Here is a 13,243-nt window from a genome sequence, read left to right as displayed (position 1 = left end):
GTAGAATCGTCGATCGTGGCCACCCCAGACCGACCGTTCCGCGTGCTCGTGCGCGACCTCATGCAGCGTCCCGGCGAGATGCGCGAGCAGCAGCTGACCGTCTCCGTTCCCGAACAGTTCGGCGAGGGACTCGTCGCCGTCCGCGCCGGCAGCACGCTCGAGATCGACCTCCGCCTGGAGTCGGTGCACGAGGGCATCCTCGCGACCGCCGAGGTCGACGGAACGGCCGACGGCGAGTGCGGACGATGCCTGATCGACATCGCCCAGCCTGTCGAAGTCGAGTTCCAGGAGCTTTTCGCGTATCATTCTGGGGAAGCTTTCGAGTATGAGGTTCAAGACGACCACGTGGATCTTGAACCGCTCATCCGAGATGCGGTAGTGCTGGCACTGCCCTTCCAGCCGGTGTGCCGGCCTGATTGCCCGGGTCTCGACCCAGAGACCGGGCTCCGTCTGGCCGATCATCCGGAACTCGACACCCCTGAGCACGCCGACCCGAGGTGGGCCGCGCTCGCGGGGTTCCAGGCTTCCGAAGACGAGGGCACCGGTACCGATTCCGGTGCCGACCTGCAGAGAGATTGAGAGAGAGTCATGGCTGTTCCCAAGCGGAAGAAGTCACGCGCCAACACCCACGCGCGCCGGTCGCAGTGGAAGGCCGAGGTCCCCACGCTGGTGAAGACCGTCGAGAACGGCAAGGTCACCTACAGCCTCCCGCACCGCGCGAAGGTCGTCGAGGACTCGGCGGGCACCCCGCTCTTCCTCGAGTACAAGGGCCGCAAGGTCGCCGACGTCTAAGTCGGACGACTCCTACGAACGACCGGTCGTGACGCGAACGGAGCGCACGGAGCACGGTGGACTCACGCTCGACGAGCTGCAGCAGACGCTGCAGGTCGAGCTGGACGCCGAGCTCCTGCAGCTCGCGCTCACGCACCGGTCGTTCGCGTACGAGAACGGCGGCATCCCGACGAACGAGCGCCTCGAGTTCCTCGGCGACTCGATCCTCGGACAGGCCGTCACGGTCCGGTTGTTCCGCGACCACCCCGACCTCGACGAAGGCGAGTTGGCGAAGCGCCGCGCGAGCCTGGTCTCGAGTGCGGCGCTGGCAGAGGTCGCACGGGCGATCGGCCTCGGGCCGTTCATCCGGCTGGGGCGCGGCGAGACGCTCACGGGCGGTGCCGACAAGCCGTCGATCCTCGCCGACACCGTCGAGGCGATCATCGGCGCGACGTACCTCGATCGCGGCGGCGACGAGGCGGCCGCACTCGTGCTGCGCCTCATCGGTCCGCTGATGGCCGACGTCACTCGATTCGGTGCGGCGATGGATCCGAAGACGAGCCTGCAGGAGATCGCCGCCCGGTTGAGCGAGCCGGCGCCGGTCTACACGGTCACCGAATCCGGCCCCGACCACAACAAGCACTTCATCGCGACCGTCGTCGTCGGCGACCGCGCCGTCGCATCCGGCGAGGGCACGAGCAAGAAGCAGGCCGAGATGGCCGCCGCGCTCGAAGCGTGGACCCAGCTGAGCGCGACGAACTGACGTGCCCGAACTCCCCGAGGTCGAGGTCGTGCGCACGGGCCTCGCGCCGGCGGTCACCGGCGCGCGCATCGCGGGCGTCGAGGTGCTCGACCAGCGCTCGCTGAGGCGCCACGACGCCGCATCCGGCCGCTTCGAAGCCCTCGTGACCGGTGCCCGCATCGAGGCCGCCGTCCGACGCGGCAAGTTCCTGTGGCTGCCGATCGGGTCGGAATCCGGGCCGGGCACCCGCGCGATCGTCGGTCATCTCGGCATGAGCGGGCAGTTGCTGCTGCGCACGCCCGACCACCCGGGCGACGACCGCCACGCGCGGATCCGGCTCCACCTCGACCATCCCGCGCACGGGGAGCTGCGGGTCGACTTCGTGGACCAGCGCATCTTCGGCTCGATGGCCGTCGACCGCATGGTGCCGACCGACGACGGTGCCGCGGCCGGGTTCTCGGCAGACGTTTCGGGGGAGTGGGCCGCGCTCATCCCGACGCAGGTCGCGCACATCGCCCGCGACCCGATCGACCCCGCGTTCGACGAGCGCCGATTCGTCACGGCGCTGACCCGCCGCAGCAGCGGCGTCAAACGTGCGCTGCTCGACCAGGGCCTGGTGAGCGGCATCGGCAACATCTACGCCGACGAAGCGTTGTGGGCGGTCAGGCTGCACGCGGAGCAGCCGGCATCGAGCCTGTCGCGACGACGCGCCTCGGAGCTGCTGTCGGCCGTGCGCGAGGTGCTGTCGAAGGCGCTGGCCGAGGGCGGAACGAGCTTCGACGCGCAGTACGTCAACGTGAACGGCGCGTCGGGGTACTTCGCGCACTCGCTGAACGCCTACGGGCAGACCGGTCGGCCGTGCCCGCGGTGCGGCACGCCCATCGTGCGCGAGCCGTTCATGAACCGGTCCTCGCACCGCTGCCCCAGGTGCCAGCGGCTCAGGATGCCCCGGCGCGCGGCCTGACCGCGAAGCGGTTCCTCCGTGGTCCGGCTCACGCGGTCACGGCCGCTGCCACACCGCCTCGTGGGCGAATCCGCGGAACCCGAGTGCGACGTTGATGGCGAGCATGTGCTCGTTCTCGTCGGCGTTCCACGTGAAGACGCGTTCGCGCCCCGGGTCGGCCCGATCGAGGTGCACCAGGTTCGCGAGCTTCAGGCGCATGCCGAGGCCGTGGCCGCGATGCGACGCGAGCACGATGGTGTCCCACTGCTCGACGGCGACGGACTCGGCGAGCAGCGACAGCACCGTGAAGCCGGCGACCGACCCGTCGGGAGCGACCGCTGCGGCGGTCAGGTTGCGTCGCCCGCGAGCTGCGGCGCGCTCCTCGTCGTCGCGGACGCGCGCGGCGTCCCAATGTTCGAGCTCGTACGAGATCGCTCCGGACGGGGCGTCCACCGACATCCGCTCGTGCGCGTACGCCATGGAGTCGACGAGGTCGTCGGGGACCCGGTCGGCCCAAGTGACCACGCGGTACGGGTCGCCGGGGCCGAGCGCCGCAAGGCTCGCGGCGAAGTCGGCCGCCCTGCCGCCGACGTCGAGCACGCTGATGCGGTCGAGCTGGCCCAGGGCGTACCCCCTGGCGGTCGCGAACCGGACCGCCGTCGCGTCGGCCTCGATGCTCGCATCGCCCTGCGGGGGGCGCACCCGCTCGGCGGATCCGTCTCCGCCCGCGAGTCGGCCGTGCTCGTCTTCGGCCTCGGTCCCGGCGCGGTCGCCGGGATCGAGGAGGTGCTCGCTCGAGACCACCAGGGTCGGACGGCCCGCGTCCTGTGCGACGCGTTCGGCCTCGGCCAGCAGGGCGCTGCCGGTCCCGCGCCGTCGGTGCGACGGGGCGACGCCGAGGAGCGGCAGGTACGCGGTCGAGGCATCCTCGTCGCGTTCCCAGTCGATCTCGGCCAGGCCGACGAGTTCGTCGCCCTCGAATGCGCCGAGCGCGACGCGGGCACGATACGGGTCGTCGTCGCGCAGGTCGAGTGCCAGCTCGTCGATCGAGCGAGTGAGCTCGTCCGTCCCGAGCAGTTCGCGATCGAGTACGCGCACCAGGCGCGAGTACGCGTCGAGTTCCCGGTCGTCGATCTCCGGGCGGCCGATCCGTCGGATCTCCATGGCTGGTCGTCCCCTCTCGCCCCGGCACGGAGCCTGCCAGCCTACTGCTCGCGCAGGGGCGCGGGGAAGAGGCCGATTCGACGCGACGTCGACGGATCCTCGTTTCCTCGGCGGGGGCGGCGCGGAACCGGGCTTCCGCTCGGGTACGCTCGTGCGAGGCATCCGCCACCGCAGCATCACCCGGGGGACCATGTACCTGAAGAGCCTGACGCTGAAGGGCTTCAAGTCCTTCGCCCAGCCGACGACGTTCGCGTTCGAGCCGGGCGTCACGTGCATCGTCGGCCCGAACGGCTCGGGCAAGTCCAACGTCGTCGACGCGCTCGCGTGGGTCATGGGCGAGCAGGGGGCCAAGAGCCTGCGCGGCGGCAAGATGGAGGACGTCATCTTCGCCGGCACCTCGACGCGCGGCCCGCTCGGGCGCGCCGAGGTGAGCCTCACGATCGACAACTCCGACGGCGCCCTGCCGATCGAGTACAGCGAGGTCACGATCTCGCGCACGCTGTTCCGGAACGGCACGAGCGAGTACGCCATCAACGGCGAGCAGTGCCGCCTGCTCGACGTGCAGGAACTGCTGAGCGACTCCGGCCTCGGCCGCGAGATGCACGTCATCGTCGGCCAGGGCCAGCTCGACGCGGTGCTGCGGGCGACGCCCGAGGAGCGCCGCGGCTTCATCGAGGAGGCGGCGGGCATCCTCAAGCATCGGCGCCGCAAGGAGAAGACCCTCCGCAAGCTCGACGCGATGCAGGCGAACCTCACGCGACTGTCCGACCTCGCGGGCGAGATCCGACGCCAGCTGAAGCCGCTCGGCCGGCAGGCCGAGGTCGCCCGCGAGGCCGCGACGATCCAGGCCGTGGTCCGGGACGCCAGGGCGCGCCTGCTGGCCGACGAGGTCGTCGGGCTCAAGCGTGCGCTCGAGGAGCACGGGCGCAGTGAACAGGAGCGCCACGCCCAGCGGCTCGTGCTCGAATCCGAGCTCGAGCAGCATCAGGCGAAGATCGCCCGTCTCGAGCAGGCGCATCTCGGCGACGGCGTCGACGCGGCACGCGGCGTCGCGTTCGCCCTCGAGGCCGCGCAGCAGCAGCTGCGCGCGCTCGATCAGCTCGCGCGTCAGCGCATCGCGTTGCTCGGCGCGGCCGTGCACGAGCCGGAGCAGTCCCGGACCGTGACACGCCAGGCCATCGACGCCGCAATCGAGGAGCTCTCCACCCTCGAAGCGGCGATCGGCACCGCGCAGGCCGAACTGGAGGCATCCCTCGGCGCCACCGGTGCGGCGCGCGCCGAACTCGACCGCGTCGACGAACAGGTCGCCGCGCAGGCGGCGGCGGTCTCGGCGTACGACCTGCGGGTGTCGAAGCTCGCCGGTCAGCATGACGCCGCCGCGGGCCGGCTCGCCGCCGTCCGCGGCGAGGTGCTCCGCCATCGCAACGCACTGGATGCCTCCGCGCAGCGGCGCGAACAGGCCGCCGCCGAGCTCGCCCGCATCGAGGACGAGGCCGACCGGCAGGAGGCCACCGACACCGACCTCGACGAGGCGTACGAACTGGCCCAGGCTCGGGTCTTCGAGGCCGAGGCCGAGATCGAACGGCTCCGCGACGGCCTGCACGAGCGCGAGCGCGAACGAGACGCCCTCGCCGCGAGCATCGGCGCGCTGTCGCTCGCGCTCGACCAGCGCGACGGATCCGCGGCCGTGGCGGCGTCCGGCCTCCCCGGGGTCCGAGGCCTGCTCGCCGAGGGGCTCCACGTCGAACCCGGCTACGAGGCGGCGATCGCCGCCGCCCTCGGGTCGCTCGCGGACGCCGTGCTCGTCGACGACGCGGGTGCCGCGCTCGCGGCCCTGCACCACGCCGAACGCGACGACCTGGGTCGCGTCTCGCTCGCCATCGCCGAACCGTCCCGCCCGGCACCCGCTCCGCTCCAGCTCGACGGCCTGCGCGCCGCCGCCGCCGTCGTGCAGGCACCGTCTGGGGTGCTCGCGCTGCTCGCCGAGGTGCTCGTCGCGGACGATCTCGACGCGTGGCGTTCGGCCGAGGCGGCGCTCGCCGGACTCGATCGTCCGGCCACCGTCATCACGCGCGACGGCACCGTCATCGGCCGCTACGTCGTCCGCGGAGGTTCGGGGCGCACGCAGAGTCGCATCGAGCTCATCGCCGAACGCGACCGGTCGGCGGCACGCCGCGACGAGGTGCTCTCGCGGCTCGAACGCGACCGCTTCGACCTCGACGAGCAGCGGCAGGCCCTCGCCCGCGCGAAGGAGCAGGCCGCCATGGCGCTCGGGGCGCTCCGCGAGTACGACGCCCAGCTCGCGCAGCGCACCGAACGCCTGAACCGTGCACGCGTGCAGGTCGAGGCGGCGGAGTCGGAGGGAGACCGTCTCCGCCAGGCGCTCCTCACCGCTGAAGAGCGCGTCAGCGAGGCCGAGGGTGCCGCCGAGATCGCGAAGGCCGAGCTCGAGAGCGCGCGAGGGGTCGAGCGGCCGGTGCTCGACGCGTCGATCCGCGACGGCGCGGTCGCCGCGCTCGAGCGGACCCGCGAGCAGGAGGTCGAGCACCGGCTGCGCGTCGAGACGGCCCGGGAGCGCGTCCGCGCCGAACACGAGCGGATCGCCTCGATGCGGCGCCGCTTCGAGCAGGAACAGCAGGCGGCTGCGGATGCCGCCCGTCGCGCCGTCGTGCGCCGGGCGCAGCTCGCCGCGGCCTCCACCGTGGCCGACGCGTTGCCGTCGCTGCTGGCCGCGTGCGACCGGTCCGTCGCCGAGGCCCGCGTCGCGCTCGCCGCGGCCGAGGCGGAGCGTGCGAGCCGGAACGGCGAGCTCGTGCAATTGCGCCGGGACGAATCCGCAGCTCGCGAACGGCTGCACGCGCTCACGGAGGACGTGCACGGGCTCGAGCTGCGCATCTACGAGAAGAAGCTGCACCTGTCGGGGCTGCTCGAACGGGCCGAGTCGGAGCTCGGGCTCGACGAGCGCATCCTGGTCGCCGAGTACGGTCCCGACCAGCTCGTGCCCGACGACGAGGCCGTGACGGCCGCAGCGGCGGGCGGAGGGGCATCCGAGGCCGAACCGCCCGAGTCCGCGACCGACCGAGGCGAGCGCGGCGACGGCTTCGGCGACGGGCTCGACACGGCGCCGGCCGGCCGGCCGTTCGATCGCGACGCGCAGCAGCGCCGCCTCGCGCAGGCCGAACGCAAGCTCGCCCAGCTCGGCCGGGTCAACCCGCTCGCGCTCGAGGAGTTCGCGGCACTCGAGCAGCGCCACCGGTTCCTCACCGAGCAGCTCACGGACCTGGCCAACACCCGCCGTGACCTGATCACGATCATCGAGGAGATCGACCAGAAGATGGAGGGCATCTTCCGGTCGGCGTTCGAGGACACCCGCGAGGCCTTCGGCGAGGTCTTCCCGATCCTGTTCCCGGGCGGCACCGGCAGCATCTCGCTGACCGACCCCGACGACCTGCTCACGACCGGCATCGAGGTGAGCGTGAAGCCGGCCGGCAAGAAGATCGAACGGCTCTCGCTGCTGTCCGGCGGCGAGCGGTCGCTCGCGGCCGTCGCCCTGCTGCTCGCCATCTTCACCGCGCGACCCAGCCCGTTCTACATCATGGACGAGGTCGAGGCGGCGCTCGACGATGCGAACCTCGGTCGGCTCCTCACCACGTTCGAGGGCCTCCGTGAGGCGAGCCAGCTCATCGTCATCACGCACCAGAAGCGCACGATGGAGATCGCCGACGCACTCTACGGCGTCTCGATGCGGCAGGACGGCGTCTCAGCGGTCGTGGGGCAGCGCGTGCGCGAGGAGCGCGCCTCGGCGTGATCGATCACGTGAGCCGGCGGTCGCCAGGTTCGACGGGGCGGAGCCAGCGGTAGCCGTACGCACCGACCTCGACCGAGGCTCTGCCGTGCTCGTCGAGGTCGAGTTCGGTGGTCTGCAGGAGATCGCTCAGGCGCGTGCCATCGGGCACCGCGCCCAGGTCGAGTTCCACCTGCACCGGCCGCGGCGCGAAGTTGTGCACGGCGATGAACGAGCCGAAGTCCGCAGTGAGACGGTGCGCGAGCACCGACCGTTCGGCGACCGCCAGCAGTTCGAACCGGCCCCATCCGATCTCGGGGGAGTCCCGGTAGACCCGGGCGAACCTGCGGATACGCGAGAGCAGCGAGTCCGGGTCGTGCTGCTGGGCCTCCACGTTCACATGCTCGGGCGAGTACCCGTCGCTCGGCGGCTTGGCCACGAGGCGCCGGGGCGCCACTCGCGAGAACCCGCCGTTCCGCCCCGCGGTCCACTGCATGGGTGAACGGACCGCCATGCGTCCCCCGAGCTCCGGGTTCTCGCCCATGCCGATCTCCTCGCCGTAGAACAGCACCGGAGTGCCGGGAAGGGCGAACAGCAGGCTGTACAGCAGCTCGACCCGGCGCGGGTCGCCGTCGACCATCGGCGGCACCCTGCGGACGATGCCGCGACCGTACACCCGCATCGACTCGTCCGGCGCGAGCGCGTCGAACACCTCGTTCCGCTCGGCCTCGGTCAACTGGTCGAGCGTCAGCTCATCGTGATTGCGGACGAAGGTCGCCCACTGCGAGGTCGTGAGCACCTCCGGTCGCGAGGCGAGCGTCTCCGCGAGCGGCGTGGCATCCTCCCGCACGAGCGACAGGTACATCCGCTGCATCGCCGGGAAGTCGAACTGCATGGTCAGCTCGGCCGGCTCCTCGGGCGCGCCGAAGAACTCGAGCTGACCGTCGTAGGGGAGGTTCACCTCGCCGAGGAGGATCGCGTCGCTCGAGCGGCGTTGCAGGAACTGGCGCAGGTCGCGGAGGAAGTCGTGCGGGTCGCCGATGTCGACGCCCTCCGGTGCCTCGATGAGGAAGGGCACGGCGTCCACGCGGAATCCGCTCACGCCGAGCTCGAGCCAGAGGCCCATGGTCTTGGTGATCTCGTCCCGCACATCCGGGTTCGAGATGTTGAGGTCGGGCTGGTGCCGGTAGAAGCTGTGCAGGTAGTACTGATCGGTGCGCTCGTCGCGCTCCCACACGCTCGTCTCCTCGCCGGGGAAGACGGGTTTCGGCTGCTTCCGCGGCGGCCGGTCGCGCCAGACGTACCAGTCGCGCCTGACGGAGTCGCGGCTGCGCCGCGCCTCCCTGAACCACGGATGCCGGTCCGACGTGTGGTTCATCACGAAGTCGATGATGACGCGCATGCCGCGATCCCGGGCCATCCGCACGACCTCGACGAAGTCGCCGAGCGAGCCCAGCCGCGGATCGACCCCCTGGAAGTCGGTGATGTCGTAGCCGTCGTCGCGGCGCGCCGTCGGCTGGAACGGCATCAACCAGAGGCAGCTGACCCCGAGGTCGGCGAGGTGGTCGAGGCGGTGCCCGAGTCCCTCGAAGTCGCCGACGCCGTCGTCGTTCCAGTCGAGGTACTTCTCGACGTCGAGGCAGTAGACGACGGCCGTCTTCCACCAGAGGTCTCCCCGAGCCGTGAGCTTCATCGGGAGACCGCCTTCAGGCCGGGCAGCACGTGCTCGCCGAAGGTCTCGAGGAATCCCTGCTGCTCGGTGCCGACGTGGTGCAGGTAGATCCGATCGAAGCCGAGTCCGACGAGCGCGGCGAGGCGGTCGAGGTGCTCCGACGGGTCGGCGGAGACCTGCACGACTGTGGCGACCTCCTCCGGCGAGGCATCGGCCGTGCGGGCGTCGAAGTCCTCCGGCTGCTCGAGGTCCCAGCTCTCGGGAGCGGTGACGAGGCCGTTGCGCCACTGGTCGTGCGCGATCGCGAGCGCGGTGTCGCGATCCTCGGCCCAGCTGAGGTGCACCTGCACCGCGATCGGCCCGCGTCCGCCGGCGTCACGGTACGCGGCGATCACGCGGCGCAGGGCGTCGGGCTCCTGCGCCACCGTGATGAGGCCGTCGGCCCACGCGGCGACCTCGCCAGCCGTCTCCGGCCCGACGGCCGCCGCGAAGAGGGGTGGCGCTTCGGCCGGACGGCTCCAGACCCGCGCCCGGTGCACCCGGACGTGCCCGTCCACCGTGACCTCCTCGCCGTCGAGCAGGCGCCTGATGACGTCGGCGGCTTCGTGCAGGCGTGCATCGCGGACGTCCTTCGGCGGCCAGGCGTCGCCGGTCACGTGCTCGTTCATCGCCTCGCCGCTGCCGAGCGCAGCCCAGAAGCGACCGGGGTGCATCTGCGCGAGCGTCGCGATGGCTTGGGCGGCGACGGCCGGATGCAAGCGCTGCACCGGCGCCGTGACGACGCCGAACGGCAGGCTCGTCGCCTGCAGGGCGGCGCCGAGCCACGCCCAGGCGAACCCCGACTCGCCCTGGCGCAGGCCCCACGGGGCGAGGTGGTCGCTGCACATCGCCGCATCGAACCCGACGCGTTCGGCCTCCTGCACGGCGGCGAGGAGTTCTCGCGGCGGGATCTGCTCGTGCGAGGCATGGAATCCGACGACGGTCACGGGTGCTCCCTTCGATCGTTCGACGTTCGCGCACCGCCGCAGACGGCGGCAACCCCTTGCAGCCCGGTGCGGCCGCGTGTATCGGCGGGCGTGGCGCTCCCGCCTCGCGGATAGGCTGGACGGCATGGCAGAACGTGCATCCTGGTCGCTCGGCTCGGCGCTCCGCGGCATCTTCGGGGCGAAGACGATCGACGATGACACGTGGGACGACCTCGAGGCGGCACTCATCACGGCGGACTTCGGTCCGGCCGTCACGGAGGAGATCGTCGAGCAGATCCGCGCCCAGGTCGAGCGGTTCAAGACCACCGACCCGCGCGACGTGCAGCGGATGCTCCGCGAGATCGTCGAGGAGCGGCTCGCGAAGTACGACCCGACGCTGAAGCTCACCGAACGGCCCGCGGTCGTGCTCGTGGTCGGGGTGAACGGCGTCGGCAAGACCACGACCATCGGCAAGTTCGCCAGGTTCCTGCGCACCTACGACCGGTCGGTCGTGGTCGGCGCGGCCGACACGTTCCGCGCGGCCGCGGTCGACCAGCTCGCGACCTGGGCCGGGCGCGCCGGCGTCGGCATCGTCCGGCCCGAGCGCGAGGGCCAGGACCCGGCATCCGTCGCGTTCCAGACCGTCGAGCAGGCCAAGCGCGACGGCACCGAGATCGTGATCATCGACACCGCGGGCCGCCTGCACACCAAGGGCGGCCTGATGGACGAGCTCGGCAAGATCAAGCGCGTCGTCGAGAAGCAGGCGCCGATCAGCGAGGTGCTGCTCGTGCTCGACGCGACGACCGGACAGAACGGGCTCGCGCAGGCCGAGGCGTTCATCGAGCACGGCGGCGTGACGGGCCTCGTGCTCACGAAGCTCGACGGCAGCGCGAAGGGCGGGTTCGTACTCGCCGTGCAGGAGAAGACGGGGCTGCCGATCAAGCTGATCGGCCAGGGCGAGGGCATCGGCGACCTCACGGGCTTCACGCCGCACGTGTTCGCGCAGAAGCTCGTCGGCTGAAGACCCGGGAGGACGATATGGAACACGACTACTTCGGACTCGTCGGCGACTACTGGTCCGAGCGCATCGAGTACGGCGACCAGGACGTCGAGGTCGTGCTCGACGCCGAGGGCGATGCGGTCGCGACGGCCGCGCTCGACGTCGCCGCGGTGATGATCGGCGAGCTCGAGCTCATCGACGACGAGCTCCGGCAGGTCTTCGTCAGCCAGCTCGATGCCGCGTCGTCGCCGGTGGTGCGGTTCCTCGAGACCCTGCTCGACGCCGAGCTCGAACAGGCCGACGAGGTCGAGGCCGCGATCGGTCGCGAGTCCGGCGACCGCCAGATCGACGCGCTGCGCTCGATGAGCCTGATCCGGGTCGACCTCCGGCCCGACGCCGACGAACCCGGCGACGCGTTCGCCGAGTTCGAGTACGCGCTCGCCCCCGAGGACACCGACGAACGGCTCATCGCCGCCATCGACCTCGGCCGCGAGGTGGTCGACGTCCGCTTCGACGGCTGACCCCGCGCGGTCGACGGCGCGCGCGACCTCGGCACCCGAGCCCTCCGGCCTCGCCTAGAATCGAAGGCACCATGGCTACCTTCGGCAACCTCTCCGACCGTCTCGCAGAGACCTTCAAGCAGCTCCGCACCAAGGGCAAGCTCTCCGCGGCCGACGTGGACGGCACCGTCCGCGAGATCCGCCGCGCGCTGCTCGACGCCGACGTCTCGCTCGACGTCGTCAAGGCGTTCACGGCGACGGTCCGCGAGCGTGCGCTCGGCGACGAGGTCAACAAGGCGCTGAACCCGGCGCAGCAGGTCGTGCAGATCGTCAACGAGGAGCTGGTCCAGATCCTCGGCGGCCAGCAGCGCAAGCTGCAGTTCGCGAAGAACCCGCCGACGGTGATCATGCTCGCCGGCCTCCAGGGTGCCGGCAAGACGACGCTCGCGGGCAAGCTCGCCAAGCACCTCGTGAAGGAGGGGCACACGCCGCTGCTCGTCGCGAGCGACCTCCAGCGCCCCAACGCCGTCAACCAGCTCCAGGTCGTCGGCTCGCAGGCGGGCGTCCCCGTCTACGCGCCCGAGCCGGGCAACGGCGTCGGCGACCCGGTTCGGGTCGCGAAGGACGGCGTCGCGCAGGCGACCCGCGCGCAGCACGACGTGGTCATCATCGACACCGCCGGTCGCCTCGGCGTCGACGCGGAGCTCATGAAGCAGGCCGCGAACATCCGCAAGGCCACGAACCCCGACGAGGTGCTGTTCGTCATCGACGCGATGATCGGCCAGGACGCCGTCGCCACCGCGAAGGCGTTCCAGGACGGCGTCGACTTCACCGGCGTCGTGCTGTCGAAGCTCGACGGTGACGCTCGCGGCGGCGCCGCGCTCAGCGTGGCATCCGTCACCGGTCGCCCGATCATCTTCGCGTCGACCGGCGAGGGACTCGACGACTTCGAGCCGTTCCACCCCGACCGCATGGCGAGCCGCATCCTCGACCTCGGCGACATCCTCTCGCTCATCGAGCAGGCCCAGCAGGCCTTCGACGAGGAGGAGGCGCTCAAGGTCGCCGAGAAGCTCGCGAGCGAGCAGTTCACGCTCGACGACTTCCTGAAGCAGATGCAGCAGCTGCGCGGCGCCGGCTCGATCAAGAAGATGCTCGGGATGCTTCCGGGCGCCGGCGGCCTCCGCCAGCAGCTCGACGACTTCGACGAGCGCGAGATCGTGCGCACCGAGGCGATCATCCAGTCGATGACCCCCGCCGAGCGGCAGAACACGAAGCTCCTGAACGGTTCGCGTCGCCTGCGCATCGCCAGGGGCTCGGGCATGACCGTGACCGACGTCAACCAGCTCGTGCAGCGCTTCGAGCAGGCCGCGAAGATGATGAAGACCGTCGCGCGCGGCGGCGTGCCGCAGATCCCGGGCATGGGCCCGATCCCCGGCGCCGGGTTCGGTGGCGGCGGTGCCTCGGCACGCAAGGCGAAGGGCAAGAAGAAGCCGTCGGGCTCGCGCTCGGGCAACCCCGCCAAGCGTGCGGCCGAGAACGCCGCGATCGCGGCAGGCGGTCCGGTTCCCGGTGGAGCGCCCGCGACGACGAGCGGCGCCGGATTCGGCCTCGGCGGCGGTGCGAAGGGCGGCCAGGCCGCCCCGAGCGAGGAGGAGCTCGCCGCGCTGCAGAAGTTCCTGGGCCGCTAGTCCAGCCGCTCGTG

11 protein-coding genes are annotated in these 13,243 nt (G+C 71.5%); 8 read left to right on the top strand and 3 right to left on the bottom strand.

The features are described 5' to 3' along the window. Positions 1-15: 15 nt before the first annotated feature. From ELQ40_RS10895 to mutM, 4 genes are all read left to right on the top strand, one after another. Entirely contained in the window at positions 16-579 is a 564-nt protein-coding gene (locus ELQ40_RS10895; protein WP_370296353.1) for a DUF177 domain-containing protein, read from the top strand. A 9-nt stretch (positions 580-588) separates the two neighbouring features. Next, positions 589-792, top strand: a complete 204-nt coding sequence (gene rpmF / locus ELQ40_RS10890) for a 50S ribosomal protein L32 (protein WP_022887809.1) — start codon at positions 589-591, stop codon at positions 790-792. A gap of 76 nt (positions 793-868) precedes the next feature. After that, complete coding sequence (gene rnc / locus ELQ40_RS10885; protein WP_240666037.1) at positions 869-1,534, top strand: ribonuclease III; 666 nt, start codon at positions 869-871, stop codon at positions 1,532-1,534. A gap of 1 nt (position 1,535) precedes the next feature. Continuing rightward, positions 1,536-2,477 carry a bifunctional DNA-formamidopyrimidine glycosylase/DNA-(apurinic or apyrimidinic site) lyase gene (gene mutM, locus ELQ40_RS10880; protein WP_127793707.1) on the top strand — a complete coding sequence of 314 codons (942 nt, stop codon included), beginning with the start codon at positions 1,536-1,538 and terminating at the stop codon, positions 2,475-2,477. A 36-nt stretch (positions 2,478-2,513) separates the two neighbouring features. On the opposite strand, the gene ELQ40_RS10875 is transcribed toward mutM, so the two are convergent. Next, positions 2,514-3,620, bottom strand: coding sequence for a GNAT family N-acetyltransferase (locus tag ELQ40_RS10875; protein WP_164863542.1), 1,107 nt, complete (start codon positions 3,618-3,620; stop codon positions 2,514-2,516). 190 nt (positions 3,621-3,810) lie between these two features. On the opposite strand from ELQ40_RS10875, the gene smc reads away from it, so the two are divergent. Further along, a complete protein-coding gene (smc, locus tag ELQ40_RS10870) occupies positions 3,811-7,428 on the top strand; it encodes a chromosome segregation protein SMC (RefSeq protein ID WP_127793705.1) in 3,618 nt (1,205 codons plus the stop codon). Positions 7,429-7,432: 4 nt separating this feature from the next. Here the strand turns inward: smc and ELQ40_RS10865 are convergent, their stop codons facing one another. Further along, the gene (locus ELQ40_RS10865) at positions 7,433-9,097 is read right to left on the bottom strand and encodes an alpha-amylase family protein (protein WP_127793704.1); all 1,665 of its coding nucleotides are present in this window, start codon (positions 9,095-9,097) and stop codon (positions 7,433-7,435) included. After that, entirely contained in the window at positions 9,094-10,062 is a 969-nt protein-coding gene (locus ELQ40_RS10860; protein ID WP_127793703.1) for a TIGR03885 family FMN-dependent LLM class oxidoreductase, read from the bottom strand. Before ELQ40_RS10860 ends, ELQ40_RS10865 begins: the two co-directional genes overlap by 4 nt. Before the next feature lie 124 nt (positions 10,063-10,186). Between ELQ40_RS10860 and ftsY the strand changes: the two genes are divergently transcribed. The 3 genes from ftsY (at position 10,187) to ffh (ending at position 13,229) form a co-directional block, all read left to right on the top strand. Then, positions 10,187-11,062, top strand: a complete 876-nt coding sequence (ftsY, locus tag ELQ40_RS10855; protein ID WP_127793702.1) for a signal recognition particle-docking protein FtsY — start codon at positions 10,187-10,189, stop codon at positions 11,060-11,062. Positions 11,063-11,079: 17 nt separating this feature from the next. Beyond that, positions 11,080-11,562, top strand: coding sequence for a DUF2004 domain-containing protein (locus tag ELQ40_RS10850; protein WP_127793701.1), 483 nt, complete (start codon positions 11,080-11,082; stop codon positions 11,560-11,562). 71 nt (positions 11,563-11,633) lie between these two features. Then, positions 11,634-13,229, top strand: coding sequence for a signal recognition particle protein (ffh, locus tag ELQ40_RS10845; protein ID WP_127793700.1), 1,596 nt, complete (start codon positions 11,634-11,636; stop codon positions 13,227-13,229). Positions 13,230-13,243: the final 14 nt, after the last annotated feature.

This window comes from Agromyces sp. LHK192 (assembly GCF_004006235.1).
In the GTDB taxonomy this organism is placed as follows: domain Bacteria; phylum Actinomycetota; class Actinomycetes; order Actinomycetales; family Microbacteriaceae; genus Agromyces.
Note: the sequence above shows the minus strand (reverse complement) of the source record. Positions and strands in the feature narration are given on the sequence as shown.